This window comes from Streptomyces sp. MUM 203J, from assembly GCF_022414595.1.
Classification (GTDB): domain Bacteria; phylum Actinomycetota; class Actinomycetes; order Streptomycetales; family Streptomycetaceae; genus Streptomyces.
In genome coordinates this window covers 42,538-66,968 of record NZ_JADWYO010000017.1, presented here as the reverse complement: position 1 = coordinate 66,968, position 24,431 = coordinate 42,538, and the positions used below count along the sequence as shown (strand labels likewise).

Here is a 24,431-nt window from a genome sequence, read left to right as displayed (position 1 = left end):
CCGCCGGGAGCGCGGGAACCGCCTGGTGCCCGGGACATGAGTCCCGGGCACCAGGCGGTTCAGTTCTTCCGTGGCCCTCGGCTGTCCGGGGCCGCCGGCGGTCAGCGGTCGGTGACGGCCGTGGCGGTGTGCCGCTCCCACTCCCGGTGCAGCATGGCGAGCATCGCGTCGGAGTCGACCATGCCGTGCACGGCCTCACGGCCGTCCACCACGAACGACGGCACCGACGTGACCTTGATGCCGCTCGCCCGGTCCTCGTCCCCGCGCACCCGGTCGGCGTACCTGTCGCCCGCCAGCACCTCGGCCACGTCGGCGGCCGGCAGACCCGCCTCGTCCGCCAGCCGCCGCAGGACGTCGTGGTCGGCGATGTTCAGCAGCTCCGAGTGGTACGCCCGCAGCAGCCGGTCCTTCATGGCGTGCACCAGCCCGTGGTCGAGCGCCAGGTACAGCAGCCGGTGGGCGTCGAAGGAGTTGACCGGGCGGTACTCGCGGGGCCGCAGCTCGATGCCCACGTCCTTCCCGAGGCCGCCGATCCACTGGAAGATCTCGTCGAGCTCCTCACGGGTGTGGCCGTCGCGGCGCATCATCTCCTCCAGCGAGTCGCCCGGCACGGACGGCTGCTTCGGCCGCAGTTCGAACGACCGCCACAGGGTCGTCACCTCGTCCGCGTGGGGGAAGCGAGCCAGGGCGTCCTCCCAGCGCCGCTTCCCGAGGTAGCACCAGGGGCAGACGATGTCGGACCAGATCTCCACAGTCAGCATGGAACGGATTCCCTTCTCGGAACAGCGGAAGCAGAAGCAGAAGCAGAGGCACTACGGGAATTCTGCAACCTCAACTGCAGTCGAGGTCAACGGAGTCAACGTCAACGCCCTTTCATGCGAGCGGATTTGGACACGGCCTTGAGTGTGGATTGAGTCCGGTGGCCGAAACTGAGGACGCAGGCCGGCGAGGGGTGAACGCTCCGAGCATGGCGGCGACCGATCGACCGACTTCCCGCCGGGTCCGGAAGGACCCATTCACTAGGAGACGTTCTCTTGCGTATCAAGCGCTCCGTGACGCGTGCCCTGGCCGTCACCGCCCTCGCTGCTTCCACCACGATGGCCATTCCGGCGAGCGCCCACGCGGCCACCGCCGCGTCGACCGTTCCGTACCTGTGCCCCGTCGAGTACGAGGGCCAGACGTACGTGCTGAACTACAGCCGCGACTTCGAGGTGATGGCCCCCGATACGGTCCGCCCCTACCAGATCTTCCCCATCACCTTCGACCCGGAGCCGATCAACCCGCGCACCGAGTTCAACACCAAGGCGTGGGACGTCAAGATGGTCTACAACCTCCCGGCGGGGACCCAGGTCGTGGGCTACAAGCTGGTCGGCGGCTCCAACCTCGGCGACTCCCAGCAGCGTGTGGAGTTCAGCCCGGGTCGCGTGACGCTCCACGCGAGCGGCCCCTTCACCGCCGGTGAGGACCACGACCTCCCGGACCTGAAGGTGTACCTGCGGGCCCCCGGCAGCGGTGTGCTGAACACCTCGGTCGGCGGCACCAGCCAGTCCGACCCGGGCTTCCGCTGGACCGCCGAGGACCCGACCACCTTCGAGGTCGGCGTCCTGCCGTGCTACCCGGACCCGGCCAAGCCGGTCGTCCTGTCCACGACCAAGGTCGGCTGGACCCGCTGACCCCACCGTGGCCCCGCGGGGCGTTGCGCCGGACTGCCCCGAGCCGGCGCACCGCCCCGCTGCCCCGGGCCCGGCTTGGGCCCGTGCCCGTGTCGTACCGCGCCAAGGAGGATCCCGCATGGCCAAGATCGCGCTCCTGTCCGGAAGCCTCCGGCGCGAGTCGGTCAACTCCGCCGCTCTCGCCACCGTCCGCCGGGTCGTGGAGCGGCACCGCGGCGGTCACGCGGCCTTCGTCGTACCGCTGCAGAGCTTCCCCCTCTTCAACGAGGACACCCCGGCACCCCGCGAGAGCGGCGCGCTCCGGCGGGCGCTGGACGACTGCGCGGCCGCGGACGCGCTGATCATCAGCAGCCCTGCCTACAACGGCTATCCCCCCGGTGTCCTCAAGAACGCGCTGGACTGGCTGTCGTGGGGCGGCCGCCGGGCTCCGCTCGCCGGGCTGCCCGCCGCGGTCCTCAGCGCCTCGCCCGGTCCGCAGGGCGGCGCGAACGTCCTGCCCCACCTGCGCCGGATTCTGCTCAACAGCGGGGCCGCGCCGATCGACCACGACGGTGTCGCCATCGGCGACGCGGTGCGACTGCGCACCCCCGAGGGGCTGTTCACCGACCCTGGCGTCGTCGCCCGCGTCGAGGACCTGGTGGACGCGGCCCTCATGGCCGCGGCCGACCGCGTACTCCAGCCGCTGTAGCCCGCCAGGCCCTCGGCGCCGTCCGGCCCCTGAAGGGCCGTGGACAGGGTGACCCCGATGTCGTCGCTCCAGGGCAGACCCCCAGCCACGCCAGGCAGCCGGACGTGGTGAAGAGCGTCACGTCGCCGGGGCACTCGCCGTTTTCGGCGTGCATCAGGGCCCGGGCGGCCACGACGGTGCCGAGGCCGAAGCAGGCGGTGCCGCGGCCGCACGTACAGCGTCCGTGGACGCGCGGACGGCGGACCTGCGCGCGGAGCGCCGTGTGCACCGGGCCGTCGCAGAGCGGGGCGCCGGGCGCACGGGTGACGGCTGCGGGGGGTCGCTCTGTCATGTCTGGACCGCACCCGCCCCGGTAGGGTCGGGTGCATGTCAGAGAGTTCCGTACGCCGCCCGCTTCGTCTGGAGAAGGTCACCGAGGAGAACGTCGCGGAGGCCTGCCGCATTCAGGTCGCGCCGGAGCAGGAGGCGTTCGTGACGCCGGTGGCCGAGTCCCTCGCCGAGGCGTACGTCCACCAGGACCTGGCCTGGCCCCGGGTCGTCATGGACGGGGACGAGACGGTCGGATTCGTGATGGCCTTCTTCGATGTCCGCTTCACCGAGGACGGCAGCATCCACGACCGTCCCCGCAGTGGGCTGTGGCGGCTCAACATCGCGGCCGGGAAACAGGGCCGCGGGTACGGGCGGTTCGCGGTGGAGGCCGTCATGGAGGAGCTTCGGCGCCGGGGCGGCACCCGGGTCACGGTCACCTGGAGGCAGGGCGAGAACGGGCCCGAGGAGTTCTACCGGAAGCTCGGCTTCGCGTTGACGGGCGAGACGAGCGGCCCCGACGTGGTGGGGGAGCGGGACCTGCCGCCGTCGGCGTAGGCGCCGCGCGGCGGGCCCACGGTCCCGCATTCCTCCCCACGCCTCCCGCGTCGACGCGGGAGGCTTCGGCAGCGGGCGGGCGTGCTTCTCTCGCGGGCCCGTCGTCACGGTCGGGCGAAGGACGTTCCCGTGGTGAGCAGGGGCGAAGAGACCACCCGGGTCCCTCCGCCCGCCGGGCGGCCCGCGCGGATCACGAAGGCCTCCCCGCCGCCCGCGCCCGTCCCGTCCGGGTGCCCACCGGACCCGGGGCGTGTCGGCCGGAAGGGGCCGCTCCGGCCGGTTCAGGGCCGCGCGTCAACGTCCTCGGAGAACCACGGACCGTCGGCACAGCGCAGCAGCAGCAAGGCGATGTCGTCCGTGTAGTGGGCGGTGGGCCGGGCGTGGTGCAGCAGGCTGTCGATGAGGAGGTCGAGGCTCTGCCCGTCGGGCGCGGCGAGATGGCGGGCGAGTTCGCGGGCGGTCTGGTCGATGTCGGTTCCGGGACGTTCCACCAGTCCGTCGGTGTAGAGGGCGAGCGTCGTTCCAGGGGTGAGAGGCAGGACGGCGGCGGGATAGGGGACGTCGGCGGGGATGCCGAGCAGGGGGCCCGGGTCGATCTCCATGAGGTGAGGCGGCAGCGGGGGGCGGTGAAGAAGGGGCGCCGGGTGGCCCGCGCTGGCCAGGACGGCCTCCTGCCGGGAGAGATCGATGTGTGCGTACAGGCAGGAGACGAGCAGGTCGGTCTCCAGGTCGGCCAGCACGCGGTTGGTGCGGGCCAGGACCTGGTCCGGCGGGCCGCCCGCGGCGGTGTGGATGGCGGTGCGTACCTGCCCCATGAGCGCGGCGGCTGCGACGTTGTGGCCCTGGACGTCGCCGATGACGGCCGCGGCGGTGCCGGCGTCCACGCGGATGATGTCGTAGAAGTCTCCGCCGATCTCCATCCCGTGGCTGGCGGGCAGGTAGCGGGCGGCGGTCTCCAGGCCCGGCAGGTCCGGCAGGCTGCGGGGCAGCAGGGCCTGCTGGAGGCCGCGCGCGAGATCGCGGGTGGCGTCGTACAGGCGGGCGCGGTCCAGGGCCTGGGCGATCAGCCCGGCGAGGGAGGTCAGGACGGCGCGCTCGTCGGCGCTGAAGACACGCGGCCGGTTGTAGGAGAGGACGCAGCAGCCGACGGGTCGGCCGGAGACGATGAGGGGGAGGAACGCCCAGGCCTTCTTGGCGCTGATCTTCGGAGCGGTCGGATAGTGGCGGGCCATCTCGTCGGGGCTGGCGAAGAAGGACGGTGTGCCGTCGGCGAGGACCTGCCCGGCGGGCGTGACGTCGGTGTCCAGGGGCAGGCCGTCGAGGCGTTCGATGGTCTGCTGGTCGTAGCCGTGGTGCCCGGTGATCCTCAGGCGGCCGGCGTCGGCGGCGGACAGCACCAGGCCGTCCGCGCCGAAGGCGGGCAGGACCTGGTGGGCGATGAGCTCGACCACATCGTGGACGTCCACCGCCTCGGTCAGGGCGGCGGCCAGGTGCACCAGCTGGTACAGCCGCCCGGCCTGCGCGGTGCCCGCGGAGACGGTACCGGTGAGCGGCGCCGCCCGGGCGGGTGCGGCGGTCCGGCTGCGCTCGGCGGCCGTGGTGCGGGTGATGCGGACGCTGATGCCGCCGGAGTCCGGGTACAGGTGGAACCGCAGCCAGGTGCCGGGCGGACGCAGAGCGGAGAAGGCGACCGGGTCACGGCTGATGACGGCGGTGCGGTAGTAGTCCTCGGCGATCGTGTCGTCCAGCCAGGGCAGGGACTGCCAGGGCCGGGTGCCCAGGAGCCGGCCGGCGTCGAGGCCGAGCAGCGACGCCGCGGTCGTGTTCAGGAAGGTGATCCGCCCCTCCAGGTCCAGGCTGACGGCTCCCTCGGGCAGGCGCTCGGCGTAGTCCACGGCGGCCTGCGGCGACTGCCCGGCGTGCGGGCGGGCCGCCGCGTCGGCCGGGACGAGGCGGGGCCGGTCGGGTGCGACGGCCGGAGCGGCGGTGTCGTCCAGGACCCGGGCGATACGCCGCGCGGCGGAGGTGATGTGGTCGCGTTCGCGAGGGGTGGCGTGGGAGGGGTGGCTGGCGGGCCACAGCAGGAGCAGCGCCCCTCGGCACCCGCCAGCACCCGGCAGCGGGGCGGCGGCGAGCGAGAACCGGTACGGCAGACTCGCCGCCGCACGCGGATAGGAGCGTGCCAGGTCGCCCTGGGACCCCACCCACACCAGCCGGTCCTCGCGCACCGCGTCGCTCACGGGGACCGGGTCGCTCAACGCGAGCCGCCGCCACGGCCACGCCACCTCCTCCGGAACCCCGCACATCACCGCCAGACCCAGCACGGGCGCGGCCTCGTCCAGCACGTACACGCCCCCGGCGGAGGCCCCGGTGCGCCTCACGGTGTCGACCAGCGCCTCGTCCAGCGGCGCGGTGTCGTCGGTGCGGTCGCCAGATCCGGACATCGCACCTCCTTACGGCTTATACATGGACGATACGCCCGAGGTGTCGTGTGGCGCGGCGGGAGCGATCGGTCGGCGGCGAGGCCCGTCAGGCAAGGAGTGAGGGGCGTCGAGGAGGCCCGGTGTGTGCCGCATGCCGGCGGTGGAGGTGCCCGGCCCGCGCGAGGACCCTCCGCGGACGGTCCCCAGCGGACCCGCCGCCCGCACCGCAGGCCACGGCCACCTCGCACAAGGCGGCGCCCACCGGTTTGCGGACCGTCATCGTGCCGTTCCGCCCGGGGGAGTCACCGGGCCATGGCGCGGGGCCGACGGCGGCAGCAGACGCCCGCGCGCTGTTCCGGGGCCGCCCCTCGCCGGCCCGGGCGAATATCCGTGCGCCGCACGCGTGGTACCACCTGCGCGGGCGAACAGGGCGGCACCGCCGTCTTGGCCGCCGAAGCGTTCCGCCGACCACATGTCCCCCAGGACACACATGCGTTCCTGGCCGGGACACGGCCGGTGCGGGTACGACTCCGGGCCGGGCGGCGGCATCACGGGGACCTCACGCAGCTCACGGCCGTGGAAGATGCGCCAGCGGTTCACCGCCTGCCGTAAGAGTGCCGGTACTCCCCTTGCGTGCAGGGGAGATGACGCGAGCGAGCACTGCGGCCACGCCCTCGCGCCGGTATCGAGAGGGCGTGCCGTGCGTCGGCCCCGGCCCCGATCGGCCGGGGCCGCGCTCACCGCACTGCTGCGCATACGACGAAGGCCCGGTCCGCTTTCACGGACCGGGCCTTCCCGATCAGGGTGAGTAACGGGACTCGAACCCGCGACATCCTGGACCACAACCAGGTGCTCTACCAGCTGAGCTATACCCACCGCGACCGGTCTCTTTCCCGACCGGCCGAGAAAAAGTGTACAGGGTCCGAGGGGGTGCTCGCGCACACGTTTCCCGGGGGTGGGGGAGAGGCAGGTCCGAGGGGTTCTACTGCGGGGGCAGGACGTGCCGCGCGGCGATGGTCTTCGCCGTGTCGGAGTCCGGGCCGGGCTGCGGGACGAAGACCGCCTCGCGGTAGTAGCGGAGTTCCGCGATGGACTCGCGGATGTCGGAGAGCGCCCGGTGGTTGCCGTTCTTCTCAGGGCTGTTGAAGTACGCCCTCGGGTACCAGCGGCGCGCCAGCTCCTTCACCGACGACACGTCCACGATCCGGTAGTGCAGGTACTTCTCCAGCGTGGGCATGTCACGCGAGAGAAAGCCGCGGTCCGTGCCCACCGAGTTCCCGCACAGCGGGGCCTTGCCGGGCTCCTTGACGTGCTCGCGCACATACGCCATGACCTGCGCCTCCGCGTCGGCCAGGGTGGTGCCGCCCGCGAGCTCGTCGAGGAGCCCGGAAGCGGTGTGCATGGCGCGCACCACGTCCGGCATCGTCTCCAGGGCCTGGTCCGGCGGGCGGATCACGATGTCCACACCTTCGCCGAGCACGTTCAGTTCCGAGTCGGTGACCAGTGCGGCCACCTCGATAAGTGCGTCGTCCTCCAGCGAGAGCCCGGTCATCTCGCAGTCGATCCACACCATGCGATCGTTCATGCGTCCACCTTAAGGGGCCCGTACGAAACAGGACCGCCGGGAAGGGGCGTGGTCGTGCTCCCCTTCCCGGCGGTCCCGCCGGTCATCGGCTGTGCTGCCCTACGGCGCGCTCCGCTGGCCCGGCAGCGTGGTCGCCGCCGCCCGGCCGGGCGGGAACGCGTCGCCGTGCGGCTTGCCCGGCTCGCCGCCGCCCAGCGCGGACGCGGCACCCGCGCCCGCCGGGGGGCGCCGCAGACCGGAGCCCGGGCCCTGGCCCTGTGCCGGCACCACCGGGTCGGACACCGGCGGCGCGCTGTCGGTCTGGGGCCGTCGTGCCCGGTAGGCCGCCCGGTACGCCGCGGGCGACGAGCCGAGCTGACGCCGGAAGTGCCCGCGCAGCGCAACCGGCGAGCGGAAGCCGCAGCGCCCCGCGACCTCGTCCACCGAGTAGTCGGACGTCTCCAGCAGCCGCTGCGCCTGGAGCACCCGCTGGGTGATCAGCCACTGGAGCGGCGCGCTGCCGGTCAGCGAGCGGAAGCGGCGGTCGAACGTCCGCCGCGACATGTAGGCACGCGCCGCCAGCGTCTCCACGTCGAACTGTTCGTGGAGGTGCTCCAGCGCCCACGCGACGACCTCGGCCAGCGGGTCGGCGCCGATCTCCTCCGGCAACGACCGGTCGAGGTAACGCTCCTGGCCTCCGGTGCGGCGTGGCGGGACGACGAGCCTGCGGGCCAGCGCCCCGGCCGCCTCCGCGCCGTGGTCGGTCCGCACGATGTGCAGACAGAGATCGATTCCGGCCGCCGTGCCCGCTGACGTCAGCACGTCCCCGTCGTCGACGAACAGCTCCCGCGGGTCCACATGGACCGACGGATAGCGCTTCGCCAGCGTCGGCGCGTACATCCAGTGCGTGGTCGCGGGCCGTCCGTCCAGTAAGCCGGCGGCGGCGAGCACGAAGGCGCCGGTGCACAGGCCGACGATACGGGCGCCTTCCTCGTGGGCGCGGCGCAGCGCGTCGAGCGCCTCGGCCGGTGGTGGCGAGGTGATCGACCGCCAGGCCGGCACGACGACGGTGCCCGCTCTGCTGATTGCCTCCAGGCCGTACGGCGCGGAGAGTTCCATTCCCCCGGTCGTGCGCAGCGGGCCGTCCTCGCCCGCGCAGACCAGCAGCCGATAGCGCGGCACCCCGGCGTCCTGGCGGTCGATCCCGAACACCGAGAGTGGGATGGAACTCTCGAAGATGGGGCCGCCGCTGAACAGCATGACGGCGACGACCTCGCGACGGCGGCGTCCGGACAGTTTCCGTCCGGTCTCCGGTGCGGCGGAGTCCTGGCTCATGACGCTAAGCCCCCCTCGGTGTTCGCGTCTCCTAGGTCCTGTCGCTCCTGCACGTTTCCCCTCGGTTTTGCACGAGACCCCGTTCTCCGATAGTCATGATCGAATCTACTGTGTCCCGGGGTGCCGGCGTGACAAGTTCCGCATCCGGGACTATGTCGACAAGGCAACTTGGCGCGAAGCATTCGATCACGAAGCGTTTCACCCGAGGCCCCCCGCAGGGAAGTGCGTCTGGCGCTCATGGCCCAACCACGTAGGGTGCGCGAGCCCTCTTCGGCCCTTTCCTTCCTGGTGGCAAGGGGGTTCGCAGGCCGTTCCCGCATGAAGGGGAAGGGTTACCGAAGTTGGCTGAAAATGTATGGGTGCGAGTGTGCGAACCCGTCAGCCGTCCGCGTCAGTGCCCGCGAAGTGCCGGGGTCTGCCGACGTGTCGGCCCCACGGATGTGTCATACCCGCGATTCGCCGGCCGCGGCGGTGGGTCCGCCTTCGCGATGCCTCAGTGCCCGCCCCGGTGTGCTCCCGATCCGGTGCGGGAGTGCCGGCCGCGGTGCGGAACGGGCACCGCCCCGCGCGCCGGGCCCGCGGAGGGCGCCGGGGGCGGGGGCGTCAGCGGTACGGGTGTCCGCTCGGCACGGCGCAGCAGCGTCCGGCAGGCGGCCGTCACCGCGGCGAGCCCCAGCGCGGTCGTGGCCGCGGCGCCGGCCGACGTGCCGTACACGAGCAGCACGGCCGGGACCAGGGCGCAGCTGAAGGCGGCCCAGCGGACCACCTCGCCCACCGTGTCGTGCGCGGGGCCCGGCGCGGCCGGAGTTGCCGCGGCGCGTGCGTACGGATGCGGGTGCTGGTTCGGCACGGTGGCCGTGACCGTGGGCGCGGTGGGGCTCGGGGCGGTGGCCTGGCTGGCGGACACGGGCGGCTCCCTGGGGCTGGCGCGGTGGTCGGGGGACCGCGCTGCCAACGACGCCCACGCGTCACGGTCACTGCCCGGGCCGCCCGGGCGGGTGACCCTGCGTGGCGCCGGGTGTGCGTCCGGTGCGCCGCCGGGGGCGGCCGTGCGGACGCCGTGAGGGCGGCTGTAAGGGGCAACCGGCGTTGCCATCCGCGGCGGGCTCGGGCATGCTCCCTGGAACGCCGCTCCGGAACGCCGTGTGCTCAGTGGCGTACTCCGGGCGACTCTGGGCACGAGAGGAGTGGCCCCGTACCCTTGGGGGTATGGGGTTGGGAAGATGATTCCCGGACACGGCTCCGTGCCGCCCGAAGTTGCCCGTACCTCCCCACAAGGACTTACCCGCCGAGATACCGATGGCCGGTCACGAACTCCCTGAACCCGCGGACCGCGCGAGGGGCGCCGATTCGGCGGTGGACCCCGTGGCGGCGGACGAGACGCGCCACCATCCCTGTGACCCCGCTTTCCAGCACGGCGTCGTCGTCGGCTTCGACGGCTCGACCTCCAGCGAGCGCGCGCTCGCGTACGCGATCGGCATGGCGCGCCGCTCCGGCTCCGGCCTGATCATCGTGCATGTGGCGAACCGGCTCCCCACCACCGTGTGGGCCGGCTGCGAACCGCCCGTCTTCGTCGACGTGCCGGATCACCGCACCGAGGTGCTCGGTCTGGAGCTGGCCTGCGCGGACCACCTCTCCGAGGTCCCCTGGATCCTCGTCGAGCGCGGTGGCGACATCTGCCACGAGCTGGAGGAGGTCGGCCGCGAGTACTCTGCCGACGCGATCGTGGTCGGCTCCACCCACGGCATCGTGGGGCGCATTTTCGGATCCGTCGCAGGGCGCCTCGCACGGCGGGCGCAACGCCCGGTCGTTGTCATTCCGTAACCGCCCGTTGTCCCTGGTGAGACCCCGTCAACTCGCCTTCCTCATTTTACGGTCGGGGCCCTTCCCGAGGTGGTTTGTGCGCTTGTGAAGGGTATATCTCCCTGGCTGGGAATCAGCGCACAACCGCACAGGAAGGGAGCCCGCCGTGGACAAGGACGTCTCTGCGGGAAGCAGCACCTCCACGCTCGGTCAGCTCGCGCTCGGACTGACCCTGCTCGCCTTCGGCCTCGGCAGCACCGGGGTCATCGCCAACGTCGGGGCCACCGACGCCTCCTCCCTCGCCACCTGGGTCGGCGGGGTCGCCCTCTTCGTCTGCGGCGTTCTCGCCCTGCGCGGCGGCGACACCCGCACCGGCACCGCCTACGCCGGTCTCGGCGCCTTCTGGTTCACCTGGGGCAGTGGCGCGGGCGCCCAGGTCTCGGCCGAGGCCATGGGCCTGTTCCTGCTGCTGTGGGCGCTGCTGGCGCTCACCCTGACCGCCGCGGCGAGCGGCGGCGGGCTGCTCGGGCAGGGCGTGTACGGGCTGCTGTTCCTGGCACTCCTGCTGCTGGCCGTCGCGTCGTTCGCGGACGTCTCCGCGCTCGGCAAGGCCGGCGGCTGGGTCGCGGCCGTGGCGGGCCTCGCGGCCTGGTACGGCGCGACGGCGGAGCTGGCCGGCTGGCCGACCCTCGCGGGACGCGGCGCGAGGGCCGACGCGGCGCCCGCGGCGGGCTGAGCCCCGGGGACTCCGCTCCCGGACCCCGTCAAGCCCCTGGGGGATGAGGGCGTCAGACCGTGGTCGCCCTGTGGTCGCGACCACGGTCTGATGCCTTCAGGCACAACTCGCTTCTAGCGTTGGGGACATGAAGACGTCACGCAGACCCCGCGTCCGCCGCCGCGCCGTCACTGCGGCCCTCGCGCTCTCCCTGGCCGTCACCGCCGCCGTCCCGGCCGCCGCGCACGCGGCACAGGACCCCGCCGGGACCTCGGCCCACATGGCCGTCACCGGCCTGGACCTGCCCGGGCCCACCGGGGCGTTCGCCGTCGGGCGGGACCGGCTCCACCTCGTCGACCGCACACGGCAGGATCCCTGGGTGCCGGATCAGCCCCGCGAACTGATGGTCGACCTCTCCTACCCGGCCCGTCAATCCTCGCGCGACCCCGCCTCGTACATGGACGCGGAGGAGGCACGGGAACTGCTGGCGGCCGTCGGGGTGCACGACCCCGAGAGGACCGCGCGGCTGGCCGCCACCCGGACCCACAGCGTGCCCGGGGCCGGGCCCCGGCGCGGACGGTATCCGCTGGTCGTCCTGTCGCCCGGCTTCGGCATGCCCCGCTACACGCTCACCACCCTCGCGGAGGACCTCGCGAGCCGCGGCCATGTCGTCGCCGCGGTCGACCACGCCTACGAGGGCGCCGGTGTGGCCTTCCCCGGCGGCCGCACCCTCACCTGCGTGGCCTGCGGCCTGGCGAAGACGGAGGAGGACTTGCGGAGGGCCACCGTCAACCGGGCGCACGACCTGTCCTTCGTCCTCGACCGGCTGACCGGGCCCCGCCCCGCCTGGCGGCACGGCCCCTCCCTCATCGACCGCAAGCGGATCGGCGCGGCCGGGCACTCCATCGGCGGGGCCGCCGCGGCCTCCGTCATGCGCCACGACGACCGGGTCGAGGCGGGTATCAACATGGACGGCGCCTTCGGCGACCCGGTGCCCGAAGGCGGCCTCGGCGGGCGGCCGTTCCTGATGCTCGGCACCCACGAGGGCAACGGCGGCGCCCACCTGCCCGGCGGCTGGGACGCGACCTGGGGCGCGGCCTGGTCGAACCTGGACGGCTGGAAGCGCTGGCTGACCGTGGCCGGAGCGAGCCACAGCACGTTCTCCGACGCGCCCCTGCTGTACGAGCAGCTCGGCATCCCGTCCAGGGGGCCGTCCGAGCCGGCCGCGGCCCGCTCCGTGGAGCTCACCCGCACCTACACCGCCGCGTTCTTCGGCCTCCACCTCCGGCACCGCCCCCAGCCGCTGCTGGACGGGCCCACGGCGGAGTACCCGGAGGTGCACTTCAACGAGCCGGGCGTGCAGCAGGCCCGCCCGGCGGATCAGGTGAGAGCCGGATCGCCGGACCGCCATGTGCGGCTTCGAGAACGGCCGCTCCTGCCGCCACGGCCTCGGGCCGCTCGACCCCGAGCATGATCCGCCGGACGCTGCCGAGACGTCCGGCGGTTCCGGCCGGGCCCTGCCCGAGCACAGCCGCCGCCGCGGAAAGTGACGGGGCTTCCGGTCAATTGAGTCGACACCCGTTCCGAGCTGCGGGAAACTCCCCGCGATGACTCAACGAACCGACACTCCTTCCGCATGGGACGAGCGTACGCAGCTGGCCACCTTCCTCGACTACGCGCGCGACACCGCCCGAGCCAAGTGTGAGGGCGTGACCGACGAAGACGCCCGCAAGGCCCCCCTCGCGAGTTCACCGCTGATGACTCTGTGCGGGCTGATCAGCCACCTGCGGTGGGTCGAGCACTACTGGTTCCAAGTGGTGTTCCTGGGCGAGGAGCCCGAGGGACCGCTCACCGAGGCGACCGACGACGACCCCGACCCGGAGATGCGGACGGCCGTCGACATCCCGTTGCCCCGGCTTCTCGCCGAGTACGAGGAACAGAGCGCCCGCTACCGCCGTCTGGTGTCCGACCACGAGCTGGACTCGACGGCCAGGCGTCCCATCAGCGACGGCCGCCATGTCGACCTCCGCTGGGTGATCCTCCACCTCATCGAGGAGACGTCCCGCCACAACGGTCACCTCGACATCGTGCGTGAGCTCGTCGACGGGCGGACCGGCGTCTGACGAGGCATGTCCTCCACGTCGCGGTCACCGTCGTGGCCGTACGGGTCGGTTCCGCGCACATGATCCGCGGGACCGGCCCCGGCGGCGGTTGGCCGGATCAGGCGCCCGGGTGGTCCGGGGCACTTGCCGGTGTCCCCGGCCGCTGCGAGCATGCGGCACGCGCTCTGCGGCGGCCGGGGCACGGGTCAGACCTCCGGCCGGCCCCCCACCCGTTGGTTCTGCCCGACGCCTGAAGGACGACCAACCAGAGGAGTGCCCCACCCATGCTGCGATCGAAGCTGCGCGCCCTGCTGCTCGGCGCCGGTGCCGCCGTTCTGACGACGGCCACCGCCCTCGCCCCGACCGCCACCGCCGCGGAGAGCGCACCCACGGCCGGAACCGGCACGACGTCCGCCTCCGCCGGTTTCTGGTCCTGCACCGTCCCGCCCGGCTACGTCTTCACCTCGGTCCGCTCCACTCTCGGCTGCTCCACGAGCGGCATCAGCTCCCAGTACTACGTCCAGCCGCCCGCCGACGGGCTGTGGGCGTGCAGAACGGCACCCGGTTTCACGCACACCGCCGTCCGCTCCACCCTCGGCTGCTCCAGGAGCGGCACCGCCGCCCAGTACCAGCTGCGCCGGCCTGCCGACGGCCTCTGGGCGTGCCGTCCGGCGCCGAAGGAGGGCTTCACCCACACCGCTGTGCGGCGCACCCTGGGCTGCTCCACGAGCGGTACCGCCGTCCAGTACAAGCTGGCCACCCCGAAGACCGGCCTGTGGGCCTGCACCGTCCCGACCGGATTCACCTACACCGGCACGCGGAGCACCCTGGGCTGCTCCACCTCGGGCACCAGCACCCAGTACCGGCTGCGCCAGTACTGAGAAGGGCGGGGGCCCGGCCTTCCGGCCGGGCCCCCGCCTCACAGGTGCCTACTCCACCGTCACGGACTTCGCCAGGTTCCGCGGCTTGTCGATGTCCCGGCCCAGCGCCAGGGCGGTGTGGTACGCGAACAGCTGGAGCGGGATGCCCATGAGGATCGGGTCGAGCTCGTCCTCGTTCTTCGGCACGACGATCGTGTGGTCGGCCTTCTCCTGCTCCTGGTGGGCGACCGCCAGGATCCGGCCGCTGCGGGCCTTGATCTCCTCCAGTGCGGCCCGGTTCTTCTCCAGCAGTTCGTCGTCCGGCACGATCGCGACGGTCGGCATGGCCGGCTCGATCAGTGCCAGCGGGCCGTGCTTCAGCTCGGACGCCGGGTACGCCTCGGCGTGGATGTACGAGATCTCCTTGAGCTTCAGGGAGGCCTCCAGCGCCACCGGGTAGCCGCGCACCCGGCCGATGAACATCATCGACCTGGCCTCGGCGTACTCGTGCGCCAGCTTCTCGATCTCGGCCTCGGACCGCAGGATCTCCGCGATCTGCTCCGGCAGCCTGCGCAGGCCCTCGATGATCCGCCGGCCCTCGGCCACCGACAGGTCCCGGATCCGGCCCAGGTGCAGCGCCAGCAGCGCGAAGGCCACGACCGTGTTGGTGAAGCACTTGGTGGACACCACGCACACCTCGGGCCCGGCGTGCACGTACACACCGCCGTCGGTCTCCCGGGCGATGGCCGAGCCGACCACGTTCACCACGCCCAGCACCCGCGCGCCCTTGCGCTTCAGCTCCTGCACGGCGGCGAGCACGTCGTACGTCTCACCGGACTGCGAGACGGCGATGTACAGGGTGTCGGGGTCCACGACCGGGTTGCGGTAGCGGAACTCGGAGGCCGGCTCGGAGTCGGCGGGGATCCGGGCCAGCGACTCGATCAGCCCGGCGCCGATCAGACCCGCGTGGTACGAGGTGCCGCAGCCGAGGATCTTCACCCGGCGGATGCCGCGCGCCTCGCGGGCGTCCAGGTTCAGCCCGCCCAGGTGCACGGTGGAGAACCGGTCGTCGATCCGGCCGCGCAGCACGCGGTCCACGGCGTCGACCTGCTCGGTGATCTCCTTGTGCATGTACGTGTCGTGGCCGCCCATGTCGTACGACTCGGCCTCCCACTCCACGGTGGTCGGCGTCGCGGTCGTGGTCGAGCCCTCGGTGGTGTACGTGCGGAAGTCGTCGGCCTTGAGGGTGGCCATCTCGCCGTCGTCGAGCGTGACGACCTGCCGGGTGTGGGCGACCAGCGCGGCGACGTCGGAGGCGACGAACATCTCCTTCTCGCCGATGCCGAGCACGACCGGCGAGCCGTTGCGGGCGACCACGATCCGGTCGGTGAAGTCGGCGTGCATGACGGCGATGCCGTAGGTGCCCTCGACCAGCTTCACCGCCTGGCGGACCTTCTCCTCCAGGGTGTCCGCCTGGGAGCGGGCGATCAGGTGGGTGAGGACCTCGGTGTCGGTCTCGGAGGCGAAGGCGACCCCGTCGGCCTCCAGCTTGGCGCGCAGCTCGGTGGCGTTGTCGATGATGCCGTTGTGGACGACGGCGACCCTGCCGTCCTCCGACAGGTGGGGGTGCGCGTTCTCGTCGCTGGGGGCGCCGTGCGTGGCCCAGCGGGTGTGGGCGATGCCGGTGGTGCCGGTGAAGCGCTTGGGGATCCGGGCCTCCAGGTCCCGGACCCGGCCCTTGGCCTTGACCATCTTCAGCCCGGCGGACTTCGGGCTGGTGATCACGACACCCGCGGAGTCGTATCCGCGGTACTCCAGCCGCTGGAGGCCCTCCAGCAGCAGCGGCGCGACATCACGCTTACCGATATAACCGACGATTCCGCACATAGAGTTGTGAACCCCTCCTGGTTTGCCGAGTGTGCCCGTGTGGTTCCCGACGCTGTCAGCCGTAGACCATCCGTCGCAGCTGGCGGAGCGAGAGCTCCGGCGCCGCGACGGCGCGGTGCGGCAGCTCGGCCGCGATCCGCTCGAAGATCTCGGCGTTCACGGCCCCCGCCGCCTTCAGCTCGCGGTGGCGGCGGCGGACGAACTCCTCGGTCGTCTCGTCGAAGTACGCCAGCACGTCGAGCACCACCCGGGCGGCCTCACCGCGCCGGAGCGCGGTGCTGCGCACCAGGTGGTCGATGAGGTCGTCATGCGACGGGCGGCGTTCGAGCACCTGTAGATATTGAGGGGTGAGCGGCGCTCCGCGCAAGAAATCTGCCCGATTGCGGGCAGGGACCCACAAGATCACGGGCTGAGGTCACACCGAGAAGTCCTGGAAGGCGATCGACTTCTCCACCGGGTAGTACGCGGTCCCCAGCAGCTCCCGGATGATGCAGGCGTTGCGGTACGCCCCCATGCCCAGGTCGGGCGAGGTGATCGAGTGGGTGTGCGTCCCGGCGTTCTGCAGGAAGATCCCCCGGCCCGTCGTGTCGATCGAGTAGTTCCGGGCGACGTCGAAGCGCCCGTGCCCGTCCCACCGGATGCGGTCGCGCACCGGCTCCAGGAAGTCCGGCACCCGGTACCGGTAGCCGGTGGCCAGGACCAGGCCCTCGGTGCGCAGCTCGAAGTCCTTGCCCTGTTCGTCCTGGCGCAGCCCCAGCGTGTAGGTACCGCTCACGGAGTCGTAGGAGGCGGAGTCAAGCGTCGAGTTGGTGAGCAGGCGGGTCGGCACCGGCCCGCCGGTCTCGACGCTCTTCTGGTAGAGCAGGTCGAAGATCGCGTCGATCAGATCCCCGTTGATGCCCTTGAACAGGCCCTTCTGTCCGGCCTCCAGCCGGTAGCGGGTTTCCTCGGGCAGGGCGTGGAAGTAGTCGACGTACTCCGGGGAGGTCATCTCCAGGGTGAGCTTGGTGTACTCCAGCGGGAAGAAGCGCGGGGAGCGGGTGACCCAGTTCAGCCGGTAGCCGTGGACGTCGATCGCGGACAGCAGGTCGTGGTAGATCTCGGCGGCGCTCTGCCCGCTGCCGACGATCGTGACGGAGCCCTTCGCCTTCAGGGCGTCCCGGTTCGGCAGGTAGCCGGACGTGTGGACGAGGTCGCCGCCCAGCCCCCGGCAGGGCTCCGGGACGTACGGCGGGGTGCCGGTGCCCAGGACGAGGTGCCGTGCCCGCAAGGTCTCGCCGCAGGCCGTGCCGACCTCGTACACCTCGGCCGCGGAGTCGTACCCGACCCGGGTCACCGTCGTGCCGAAGCGGACGCTGCCGAGCTGCGCCGCCGCCCACCGGCAGTAGTCCTCGTACTCGGCGCGCAGCGGATAGAAGTTCTCGCGGATGTAGAAGGAGTACAGCCGCCCCTTCTGCTTCAGGTAGTTCAGGAAGGAGTACGGGGAGGTCGGGTCGGCCAGGGTCACCAGGTCCGACATGAACGGCGTCTGGAGGTGCGCGCCCTCCAGGAACATGCCGGAGTGCCACTCGAAGTCCGGCTTGGCGTCCAGGAAGAGCGCGTCGAGTTCCCCGACCGGCTCGACGAGGCAGGCCAGGCCCAGGTTGAAGGGGCCCAGCCCGATACCGATCAGGTCGAGGTCTTGAGGCGTGGACAACGTGCCCTCCCGGTGACGGCCGTCCTAGGTCCCGTTCTCGTTCCCGCTCGCCGGGGCCTCGCGCAGGGCGTCCTCGCTCAGGCCCCTGCGCCAGTACCCGGTGAACGTCACCCGGCGGCGGTCCAGCCCGCGTTCGTTCACGAAGTGCCGCCGCAGCGTCTTGACCGTGCCCGACTCGCCGGCGATCCACACATAGGGCGCCGAGCCGGTGACCTCCGCCGCGCGGACGGCGTCCACGGCGGGCGGGGTGTGCCCGTCCCGTACGAGCCAGGTGATCGACGCGTCGGCGGCGGTGTGTGCCTCCAGCCGGTCGCCCGCCTGCGGGACCTCCAGCCAGACCTGGGCACGCAGCCCGGCGGGCAGCCGCTCCAGGATGGCCGAGGCGGCGGGCAGCGCCGTCTCGTCGGCCCAGAGCAGCAGCTCGTCGGCGTCGTCCGGGAGCCGGAAGCGCACGCCCGTGTTGTCGGCCACGGCCGGGCCGAGCACCGTGATCCGGTCGCCCTCCGCAGCCCGCAGCGCCCAGCGGCAGGCGGGCCCGCCGTCCTCGTGGACGGCGAAGTCGACGTCCAGCTCGGCCGGGTCGCGGCGCTGCTCCCGCACGGTGTACGAGCGCATCACCGCCCGGACGCCGTCCGGCATGGCCCGCCAGGCGCCCAGCACCCCGTGCAGGTCGTCGCCGTCGAGGGGCGGCAGCACGGGCTCCGGCTGCCCGGGGTGCGGCAGGAACAGCGACAGGCTCTGGTCGTAGCCGCCGGACACGAAGCCGCTCAGGTCCTCGTCGCCGGTGCCGCCGAGAGTGACCCGGACCAGCGAGGGGCCGAGCCTCCGGGTCCGCACGACCCGGAGGGGGAAGAAGCGGAACGGGAGGGAGGCCATGGAGGTCAGGCCACCTTCTCGGCCTTCTCCAGCGCCTCCGCCAGGGACTCCAGGATCGGGGCGCACTTGTCGTACGAGTAGATGGGCTCGGTGACGCGCGGGATGACCTGGCCGGCCCTGACGGCGGGCAGGCGGCCCCAGGTGGGCTTGGTGTCCAGCAGTTCCTTGGGCGGGACGGCCGAGGTGCGGTTGTCCATCATGATGATGTCGGCCTTGTACTTGTCGACGTTCTCCCAGCTCAGCAGCTCGTACCAGCCGGAGGCGTCCACCTTGTCGGGCTCGACCAGGTTGACGCCCAGCTCCTTGAAGTAGAGCGTGTCGGCGGGGCGGCCCGGGGCGGAGACGTAGAAGACGTCGGCGCCCTGGTAGGCGGAGCCGACGAGGACCCGGATCCCGGGCTTGGCCTTGGCGGCGGCGCGCAGCCGGGCCGCGGCCTTCTCGAACCGCTCCTTGCTGTCGGTGACCTTCTTGTCCTTGACGTCGGCACCGAGGCTCTCGGCCAGCTCGGCATGGCGCTGGATCACCCGGGGCATGGAGCGGTCGGCGGCCCACAGGGCGACGGTGTCCGCGATCTTGAGGATCTTGTCCTTGGACTTCTCCGGGACGTACCAGAGCTGGTCCTTCTCCCACATGTCGGTGATGAGGACGTCGGGCTCCAGCTTCAGGTACTCCTCGACGTTGAACTCGTCGTGGATGTTGCCGAGGATCTTGACCTTGTTCACGTCGAGGTCGCCGGCCTGGACGTCGGGCTTGCCGTCGGCGGTCCTGGTGGGGCCGAACACGCCCTTCACCTCCACGCCGAAGTCGTGCAGGGCGGCGGCCATGCCGGTGAACGCGACGATGTTCCTGGGCGTGGCACCGGCCTCGACGGTGATCCCGCGGTCGTCCTTGAACGCCCAGGCCTTGCCGTTGCCCTTGTCCGCCCCGTCCTTGCCGTCCTTGCCGCTGCTCCCGCCCCCGCAGGCGGCGAGCGCGGCTCCCAGACCGAGGGCGCCGCCGGCGGCGAGAAGACCGCGACGGGTGAGGTGGTGGCTGTCTCGGGCGCTGCGGGGCATGGCTGGATCGCTTTCGTACGGCCGGATTTCGGCCCTTGGGCAAGGTTGAAGATAGGTTAGCCTAACCTCAGATCTTGTTCGGGGGGCGGTGGTCACCGGTGAGGGGCGTTGATCACGCTGGGGTCCCGGGGCATGGAAGTCACCCTCCTCTTGGCCGCCTTCCTCCTGTTCACCGGCATAGGGGTGACCGGCCCCGTGCTGCTCGTGGTCTCCGCGAAGCTGCACAATGGTCTGATGTTCGCCCGGCCCATGGGTCTCACCGGGATGGCGGCCACCTCCGCCGCCGGGGCCGTCGTCTGGGCGTACGGCGCACTCGCCCCCATGCTCGACGTGCAGGAGACGTGTGAGTACTGGCACGGCGTGGAATTCGACGACGACTTCTGGTCGGCGCACCTGGAGGAGTCGCGAAGGCTGTTCCCGCTGCACAGCAGATGCAACGCCGGGTACGGCCTCGTCCCGTCGTGGGTGAACCCGACCGTCGTCTGTCCGGCGGCCCTCGCCTCGGGCTGTCTGATCGCGGCGCTGTACACCGGGCCGCGCGCACGCAGAGGCACGCGCCGGCCGGAGCCGGCGGCCCCTGTCGCCGGGGCGCACTGAACCGCGGAGTTCCGGAGAGCGGACGTGTGGCCCGGAAGCCGGTCCGCGTGCCGGCCGCGCCGCCGGTCCCGTGCCCCGGGAGCGGCCGGGAAGACGCGGGCCGCGCCGCCGTTCGGGTGGCGCCGGCACCGCTGCCGCAGCGGCGCACCAACCCCTGTGCTCCCGGCCCGGGAGCACAGGGGTTGGTGCGACGGCGGCCGTCCGCGTCAGGCCGGGAGGCCGAGTTCGCGGGCGATGAGCATGCGCTGGACCTCGCTGGTGCCCTCTCCGATCTCCAGGATCTTGGAGTCGCGCCACATGCGGGCCACCGGGTACTCGTTCATGAAGCCGTAGCCGCCGTGGATCTGGGTGGCCTCGCGGGCGTTGTCGACGGCCACCGTGGAGGAGTACAGCTTGGCCACCGCCGCCTCCTTCTTGAACGGTTCGCCGCTCACCAGGCGGGACGCCGCGTCGCGCCAGCCGATGCGGGCCATGTGGGCGCGCATCTCCATGTCGGCCAGCTTGAACTGGATGGCCTGGAACTCCCCGATGGCCTTCCCGAAGGCGTGACGTTCCTTCGCATAGGTGAGCGACTCGTCGACGCAGCCCTGGGCCAGGCCCGTCGCGAGCGCCGCGATCGCGATCCGGCCCTCGTCCAGGATGCGGAGGAACTGGGCGTAGCCCCGGCCCTCCTCGCCCAGGAGGTTGGCGGCCGGGACCCGCACGTCCTGGAAGGACAGCTCACGCGTGTCCGAGGCGTTCCAGCCGACCTTCGAGTACGGCTCCGCCACCGTGAAGCCCGGGGTGCCCGACGGGACGATGATCGAGGAGATCAGTGGGCGGCCGTCCTCCTTGCGGCCCGTCACCGCCGTGACCGTCACCAGACCGGTGATGTCCGTGCCCGAGTTGGTGATGAAGCACTTCGTGCCGTTGATCACCCACTCGTCGCCGTCCCGCACCGCCGTCGTGCGCGTCCCGCCCGCGTCCGAGCCGCAGTCCGGTTCGGTGAGGCCGAAGGCGCCGAGCAGCTCGCCGGAGCAGAGCCTCGGCAGCCACTCCCGCTTCTGTTCCTCCGTGCCGAAGCGGTAGACCGGCATCGCTCCCAGCGAGACCGCCGCTTCGAGGGTGATCGCCACCGACGAGTCGACCCTCGCCAGCTCCTCCAGTGCGATGCCGAGCGCCAGATAGTCGCCGCCCATGCCGCCGTACTCCTCGGGGAAGGGCAGGCCGAACAGGCCCATCCGCCCCATGTCCCGCACGATCTCGTACGGGAACTCGTGGCGCTCGTAGAAGTCGCCGATCTTCGGCGCCACCACGTCGTGCGCGAACTCCTCGACGGTACGGCGAAGTTCCTCGTGCTCGGCGGAGAGCCGGTGGTCCAGGGACATGGGAGTCACTCCTTGTGGGAGAGGGCACGGACGGTACGGGAGGGGCTGGGGCGGCCCAGCCGTTCGGCCAGCCACACGCTCGTGGCGGTGAGCCGGCCGAGGTCGACCCCGGTCTGGATGCCGAGGCCGTGGAGCATCCACACGAGGTCTTCGGTGGCGAGGTTGCCGGTGGCGGACCTCGCGTACGGGCAGCCGCCGAGCCCGCCGGCCGACGCGTCGACCGTGGTCACGCCGTGTTCCAGCGCCGCGTACGTGTTGGCCAGTGCCTGGCCGTAGGTGTCATGGAAGTGGACGGCCAGGGACGAGGCGGGAATGCCCGCGGCGCCGAGCGCGGCCAGCAGGGCCTTCACATGGCCCGGTGTCGCCACGCCGATCGTGTCGCCCAGGCTGAGTTCGTCGCAGCCCATGTCCGCCAGCCGGCGGCAGACCCCGACGACCTGCTCCACCGGGACCGGGCCCTGCCACGGGTCCCCGAAGCACATCGACAGGTAACCGCGGACGCTGACGCCCTCCGCCTTCGCCCGTGTCACCACCGGCTCGAACATCGCCAGGGACTCGTCCACCGTGCGGTTCAGGTTGGCCTTGGCGAAGGACTCCGTCGCGCTGGCGAACACCGCCACCTCCCGGGCCCCCAGCGCCAGCGCCCGGTCCAGACCGCGCTCGTTGGGGACGAGGACCGGCAGCCGCACGCCCAGCTCGCGCACCTGCGGGAACAGGGCCTCCGCGTCAGCCAGTTGGGGCACCCACTTGGGGTGCACGAAGCTCGTCGCCTCCACCGTGTCCAGGCCCGCATCCGCCAGGCGGCGGATGAACTCCGCCTTCACCTCGGTGGGGACGGTGCCCTGCTCGTTCTGGAGCCCGTCGCGCGGGCCCACCTCGTGGATCCGCACCCGGGCGGGAAGGCCGGGGGAGGGCACGGTCATGGGCAGTCCGGACGCGGTCATTCCCGGCCCTCCTCGTTCGCCCCGGTGTCCTCCGGAGCGTCCTGCGGCGCGTGCGGTTCCACGACCGCCAGCACCTGGTCCATGGCCACCGTCGTCCCCGGTGTGACGTCCAGCCCGACGACCGTGCCGTCGTGCGGCGCGGAGATGACGTGCTCCATCTTCATCGCCTCGACCACGACCAGCCCCTGCCCGGCCGTGACCTCGTCCCCGACCGCCACCTTCACCACCGTGACCGTTCCGGGCATCGGCGCCGTGAGCGAGTCGGCACCCGCGTACGCCGAACGGGTGAGGGACGCCTCGACCGGGTCGTGGTCCTGGACGTTCCAGCTGTCGCCGTCCCGGCCCAGCCAGCTCCCTGCGCGGTGGAAGGTGTGGGTCACGCCGTCGAGCGTGACGGTGACCGTGTCGGAGCTGACGTGGTGGGCCGTGCCCCGGAGCCGGTGGGCGACGGCCTCGAGCCCCGCGACCCGCAGGTGGTGGGCGACCGGGTGCGGCTCCCCGCCCATCCGCCAGCCGCTCGGCACCGCGAACGGGTCCGTCCAGCCTGTTGCCGCGTCCGGCCGGGGCCGCAGCCTCTCCTCCCGTACCGCTGCCGCCGCCTCGTACACCTCGGGCGGCACGTCTCCGCCGACCAGCCCGTCGGCCTCTCGCTCCACCAGACCGGTGTCCAGGTCCCCGGACACCACCGACGGGTGCGCGAGCAGCCGCCGCAGGAAGCCGGCGTTGGTCGGTACGCCCAGGGTGACCGTGTCCGCGAGCGCGGCCCGCAGCCGGCGCAGGGCGGTGGGGCGGTCGGGGCCGTGCACGATGACCTTCGACAGCATGGGGTCGTACAGGCTGGACACCTCGGTGCCCTCGCTCAGCCCCGAGTCCGTCCGCACACCGGCGCCCTGCGGCTCCCGCAGCGACAGGACCGTGCCGCCGGAGGGCAGGAAGCCGCGCGCCGGGTCCTCGGCGCAGATGCGGGCCTCGACGGCGTGCCCGGTGAGGGTGATGTCCTGCTGTGCGTACGGCAGTTCCTCGCCCGCCGCGACCCGCACCTGCCACTCCACCAGGTCCAGGCCGGTGATCAGCTCGGTCACCGGGTGCTCGACCTGGAGCCGGGTGTTCATCTCCATGAAGTAGTACGAGGAGGGGTCCCCGCCCGGGACGATGAACTCGACCGTGCCCGCGCCCCGGTAGCCGCAGGAGCGGGCCGCCTGGACGGCCGCCTCGCCCATGGCGGCGCGGGTCTCCTCGTCCAGGAGGACGCTCGGGGCCTCCTCGATGATCTTCTGGTGGCGCCGCTGGAGCGAGCACTCGCGCTCACCGAGGTGGATCACGTTGCCGTGGCCGTCGGCCAGGACCTGGATCTCGATGTGCCGGGGCCGGTCGATCCACCGCTCCACCAGCAGTGTGTCGTCACCGAAGGAGGCCCGGGCCTCACGCCGGGCGGCGGCGATCTCGTCCGGCAGCGCCGACTCCACGCGGGTGAGCCGCATGCCCTTGCCGCCGCCGCCCGCCGAGGGCTTCAGGAGCACGGGCATGCCGATCTCGCGTGCGGCGGCGGCCAGTTCGGCGTCGCTCAGCCCGCTGCCGGACGAGCCGGGCACGACGGGCACGCCGGCCGCCCGTACCGTCTCCTTGGCGCGGATCTTGTCGCCCATCAGGGCGATGGCCTCCGCCGGGGGCCCGATGAAGACCAGCCCCGCGTCGGCGCAGGCCCGCGCGAACGCGGCGTTCTCCGCGAGGAACCCGTACCCGGGGTGGACGGCCTGGGCGCCGGTCCTGGCGGCCGCGTCCAGGAGGAGGTCGGTGCGCAGGTAGCTCTCGGCGGCGGGGGGCGGGCCGATCCGTACGGCGGTGTCGGCCTCCCGGACGTGCCGGGCGCCGGCGTCCGCGTCGCTGAACACGGCGACCGACCGGATCCCCAGGGCGCGCAGGGTGCGGATGACCCGGACGGCGATCTCGCCCCGGTTGGCCACCAGAACGGTGTCGAACAT

22 protein-coding genes and 1 tRNA gene are annotated in these 24,431 nt (G+C 72.3%); 9 read left to right on the top strand and 14 right to left on the bottom strand.

Features of this window, described 5'->3' with window-relative positions; all coding sequences use genetic code 11:
• Nucleotides 1-101: 101 nt before the first annotated feature.
• Nucleotides 102-761, bottom strand: coding sequence for a DsbA family oxidoreductase (locus I3F58_RS12145; protein WP_240108350.1), 660 nt, complete (start codon nucleotides 759-761; stop codon nucleotides 102-104).
• A 273-nt stretch (nucleotides 762-1,034) separates the two neighbouring features.
• Between I3F58_RS12145 and I3F58_RS12140 the strand changes: the two genes are divergently transcribed.
• The 3 genes from I3F58_RS12140 to I3F58_RS12130 all read left to right on the top strand — a co-directional run bounded on the left by I3F58_RS12140 (nucleotide 1,035) and on the right by I3F58_RS12130 (nucleotide 3,225).
• A complete protein-coding gene (locus I3F58_RS12140) occupies nucleotides 1,035-1,673 on the top strand; it encodes a hypothetical protein (RefSeq protein ID WP_240108349.1) in 639 nt (212 codons plus the stop codon).
• 118 nt (nucleotides 1,674-1,791) lie between these two features.
• Entirely contained in the window at nucleotides 1,792-2,361 is a 570-nt protein-coding gene (locus tag I3F58_RS12135; protein WP_240108348.1) for an NADPH-dependent FMN reductase, read from the top strand.
• A 366-nt stretch (nucleotides 2,362-2,727) separates the two neighbouring features.
• Nucleotides 2,728-3,225 (top strand): GNAT family N-acetyltransferase, encoded by a 498-nt coding sequence (locus I3F58_RS12130; protein ID WP_240108347.1) that lies wholly within the window; start codon nucleotides 2,728-2,730, stop codon nucleotides 3,223-3,225.
• 281 nt (nucleotides 3,226-3,506) lie between these two features.
• Here I3F58_RS12130 and I3F58_RS12125 read toward each other — a convergent pair whose 3' ends face one another.
• From I3F58_RS12125 to I3F58_RS12105, 5 genes are all read right to left on the bottom strand, one after another.
• Nucleotides 3,507-5,669 (bottom strand): SpoIIE family protein phosphatase, encoded by a 2,163-nt coding sequence (locus I3F58_RS12125; RefSeq protein ID WP_240108346.1) that lies wholly within the window; start codon nucleotides 5,667-5,669, stop codon nucleotides 3,507-3,509.
• A gap of 782 nt (nucleotides 5,670-6,451) precedes the next feature.
• Nucleotides 6,452-6,524: transfer RNA gene (locus tag I3F58_RS12120), tRNA-His, on the bottom strand.
• Nucleotides 6,525-6,630: 106 nt separating this feature from the next.
• On the bottom strand, nucleotides 6,631-7,233 hold the full coding sequence (gene orn / locus I3F58_RS12115) for an oligoribonuclease (protein WP_240108345.1): 603 nt from the start codon (nucleotides 7,231-7,233) through the stop codon (nucleotides 6,631-6,633).
• A 99-nt stretch (nucleotides 7,234-7,332) separates the two neighbouring features.
• A complete protein-coding gene (locus I3F58_RS12110; RefSeq protein ID WP_240108344.1) occupies nucleotides 7,333-8,547 on the bottom strand; it encodes a helix-turn-helix domain-containing protein in 1,215 nt (404 codons plus the stop codon).
• 493 nt (nucleotides 8,548-9,040) lie between these two features.
• Nucleotides 9,041-9,454, bottom strand: coding sequence for a hypothetical protein (locus tag I3F58_RS12105; protein ID WP_308354992.1), 414 nt, complete (start codon nucleotides 9,452-9,454; stop codon nucleotides 9,041-9,043).
• Nucleotides 9,455-9,846: 392 nt separating this feature from the next.
• On the opposite strand from I3F58_RS12105, the gene I3F58_RS12100 reads away from it, so the two are divergent.
• From I3F58_RS12100 to I3F58_RS12080, 5 genes are all read left to right on the top strand, one after another.
• The gene (locus tag I3F58_RS12100; protein WP_240108343.1) at nucleotides 9,847-10,371 is read left to right on the top strand and encodes a universal stress protein; all 525 of its coding nucleotides are present in this window, start codon (nucleotides 9,847-9,849) and stop codon (nucleotides 10,369-10,371) included.
• A gap of 145 nt (nucleotides 10,372-10,516) precedes the next feature.
• Nucleotides 10,517-11,086, top strand: a complete 570-nt coding sequence (locus I3F58_RS12095) for a GPR1/FUN34/YaaH family transporter (RefSeq protein WP_240108342.1) — start codon at nucleotides 10,517-10,519, stop codon at nucleotides 11,084-11,086.
• Nucleotides 11,087-11,213: 127 nt separating this feature from the next.
• Nucleotides 11,214-12,539 (top strand): alpha/beta hydrolase, encoded by a 1,326-nt coding sequence (locus tag I3F58_RS12090; RefSeq protein WP_240108341.1) that lies wholly within the window; start codon nucleotides 11,214-11,216, stop codon nucleotides 12,537-12,539.
• Between the two features lie 133 nt (nucleotides 12,540-12,672).
• On the top strand, nucleotides 12,673-13,188 hold the full coding sequence (locus I3F58_RS12085; RefSeq protein ID WP_240108340.1) for a DinB family protein: 516 nt from the start codon (nucleotides 12,673-12,675) through the stop codon (nucleotides 13,186-13,188).
• Nucleotides 13,189-13,451: 263 nt separating this feature from the next.
• Nucleotides 13,452-14,048 carry a hypothetical protein gene (locus I3F58_RS12080; RefSeq protein WP_240108339.1) on the top strand — a complete coding sequence of 199 codons (597 nt, stop codon included), beginning with the start codon at nucleotides 13,452-13,454 and terminating at the stop codon, nucleotides 14,046-14,048.
• Between the two features lie 48 nt (nucleotides 14,049-14,096).
• Here I3F58_RS12080 and glmS read toward each other — a convergent pair whose 3' ends face one another.
• From glmS to I3F58_RS12055, 5 genes are all read right to left on the bottom strand, one after another.
• The gene (gene glmS, locus I3F58_RS12075; protein WP_240108338.1) at nucleotides 14,097-15,914 is read right to left on the bottom strand and encodes a glutamine--fructose-6-phosphate transaminase (isomerizing); all 1,818 of its coding nucleotides are present in this window, start codon (nucleotides 15,912-15,914) and stop codon (nucleotides 14,097-14,099) included.
• 55 nt (nucleotides 15,915-15,969) lie between these two features.
• Nucleotides 15,970-16,245 (bottom strand): hypothetical protein, encoded by a 276-nt coding sequence (locus tag I3F58_RS12070; protein WP_240108337.1) that lies wholly within the window; start codon nucleotides 16,243-16,245, stop codon nucleotides 15,970-15,972.
• Nucleotides 16,246-16,329: 84 nt separating this feature from the next.
• Nucleotides 16,330-17,610, bottom strand: coding sequence for a lysine N(6)-hydroxylase/L-ornithine N(5)-oxygenase family protein (locus tag I3F58_RS12065; protein WP_240108336.1), 1,281 nt, complete (start codon nucleotides 17,608-17,610; stop codon nucleotides 16,330-16,332).
• Nucleotides 17,611-17,634: 24 nt separating this feature from the next.
• On the bottom strand, nucleotides 17,635-18,486 hold the full coding sequence (locus I3F58_RS12060; RefSeq protein WP_374207956.1) for a siderophore-interacting protein: 852 nt from the start codon (nucleotides 18,484-18,486) through the stop codon (nucleotides 17,635-17,637).
• A 5-nt stretch (nucleotides 18,487-18,491) separates the two neighbouring features.
• Nucleotides 18,492-19,541 (bottom strand): ABC transporter substrate-binding protein, encoded by a 1,050-nt coding sequence (locus tag I3F58_RS12055; protein WP_240108335.1) that lies wholly within the window; start codon nucleotides 19,539-19,541, stop codon nucleotides 18,492-18,494.
• A gap of 132 nt (nucleotides 19,542-19,673) precedes the next feature.
• Here I3F58_RS12055 and I3F58_RS12050 point away from each other — a divergent pair, with 132 nt between their 5' ends.
• A complete protein-coding gene (locus I3F58_RS12050) occupies nucleotides 19,674-20,138 on the top strand; it encodes a hypothetical protein (RefSeq protein WP_240108334.1) in 465 nt (154 codons plus the stop codon).
• Between the two features lie 206 nt (nucleotides 20,139-20,344).
• Here I3F58_RS12050 and I3F58_RS12045 read toward each other — a convergent pair whose 3' ends face one another.
• The 3 genes from I3F58_RS12045 to I3F58_RS12035 are packed head-to-tail and all read right to left on the bottom strand — an operon-like array spanning nucleotide 20,345 to nucleotide 24,431.
• The gene (locus I3F58_RS12045) at nucleotides 20,345-21,505 is read right to left on the bottom strand and encodes an acyl-CoA dehydrogenase family protein (RefSeq protein ID WP_240108333.1); all 1,161 of its coding nucleotides are present in this window, start codon (nucleotides 21,503-21,505) and stop codon (nucleotides 20,345-20,347) included.
• A gap of 5 nt (nucleotides 21,506-21,510) precedes the next feature.
• The gene (locus I3F58_RS12040) at nucleotides 21,511-22,449 is read right to left on the bottom strand and encodes a hydroxymethylglutaryl-CoA lyase (protein WP_240108332.1); all 939 of its coding nucleotides are present in this window, start codon (nucleotides 22,447-22,449) and stop codon (nucleotides 21,511-21,513) included.
• Nucleotides 22,446-24,431, bottom strand: a complete 1,986-nt coding sequence (locus I3F58_RS12035) for a biotin carboxylase N-terminal domain-containing protein (RefSeq protein ID WP_240108331.1) — start codon at nucleotides 24,429-24,431, stop codon at nucleotides 22,446-22,448. The genes I3F58_RS12040 and I3F58_RS12035 overlap by 4 nt, the downstream gene beginning before the upstream one ends.

What these genes read in the sequence shown, in the direction of transcription:
- orn (WP_240108345.1), bottom strand. Translation starts at nt 7,233, where the DNA reads ATGAACGATCGCATGGTGTGGATCGACTGCGAGATGACCGGGCTCTCG.
- I3F58_RS12035 (WP_240108331.1), bottom strand. Translation starts at nt 24,431, where the DNA reads ATGTTCGACACCGTTCTGGTGGCCAACCGGGGCGAGATCGCCGTCCGG.
- I3F58_RS12125 (WP_240108346.1), bottom strand. Translation starts at nt 5,669, where the DNA reads ATGTCCGGATCTGGCGACCGCACCGACGACACCGCGCCGCTGGACGAG.
- I3F58_RS12130 (WP_240108347.1), top strand. Translation starts at nt 2,728, where the DNA reads ATGTCAGAGAGTTCCGTACGCCGCCCGCTTCGTCTGGAGAAGGTCACC.
- I3F58_RS12050 (WP_240108334.1), top strand. Translation starts at nt 19,674, where the DNA reads ATGGAAGTCACCCTCCTCTTGGCCGCCTTCCTCCTGTTCACCGGCATA.
- I3F58_RS12090 (WP_240108341.1), top strand. Translation starts at nt 11,214, where the DNA reads ATGAAGACGTCACGCAGACCCCGCGTCCGCCGCCGCGCCGTCACTGCG.
- I3F58_RS12080 (WP_240108339.1), top strand. Translation starts at nt 13,452, where the DNA reads ATGCTGCGATCGAAGCTGCGCGCCCTGCTGCTCGGCGCCGGTGCCGCC.
- I3F58_RS12040 (WP_240108332.1), bottom strand. Translation starts at nt 22,449, where the DNA reads ATGACCGCGTCCGGACTGCCCATGACCGTGCCCTCCCCCGGCCTTCCC.
- I3F58_RS12135 (WP_240108348.1), top strand. Translation starts at nt 1,792, where the DNA reads ATGGCCAAGATCGCGCTCCTGTCCGGAAGCCTCCGGCGCGAGTCGGTC.
- I3F58_RS12045 (WP_240108333.1), bottom strand. Translation starts at nt 21,505, where the DNA reads ATGTCCCTGGACCACCGGCTCTCCGCCGAGCACGAGGAACTTCGCCGT.
- glmS (WP_240108338.1), bottom strand. Translation starts at nt 15,914, where the DNA reads ATGTGCGGAATCGTCGGTTATATCGGTAAGCGTGATGTCGCGCCGCTG.
- I3F58_RS12100 (WP_240108343.1), top strand. Translation starts at nt 9,847, where the DNA reads ATGGCCGGTCACGAACTCCCTGAACCCGCGGACCGCGCGAGGGGCGCC.
- I3F58_RS12110 (WP_240108344.1), bottom strand. Translation starts at nt 8,547, where the DNA reads ATGAGCCAGGACTCCGCCGCACCGGAGACCGGACGGAAACTGTCCGGA.
- I3F58_RS12060 (WP_374207956.1), bottom strand. Translation starts at nt 18,486, where the DNA reads ATGGCCTCCCTCCCGTTCCGCTTCTTCCCCCTCCGGGTCGTGCGGACC.
- I3F58_RS12055 (WP_240108335.1), bottom strand. Translation starts at nt 19,541, where the DNA reads ATGCCCCGCAGCGCCCGAGACAGCCACCACCTCACCCGTCGCGGTCTT.
- I3F58_RS12085 (WP_240108340.1), top strand. Translation starts at nt 12,673, where the DNA reads ATGACTCAACGAACCGACACTCCTTCCGCATGGGACGAGCGTACGCAG.
- I3F58_RS12145 (WP_240108350.1), bottom strand. Translation starts at nt 761, where the DNA reads ATGCTGACTGTGGAGATCTGGTCCGACATCGTCTGCCCCTGGTGCTAC.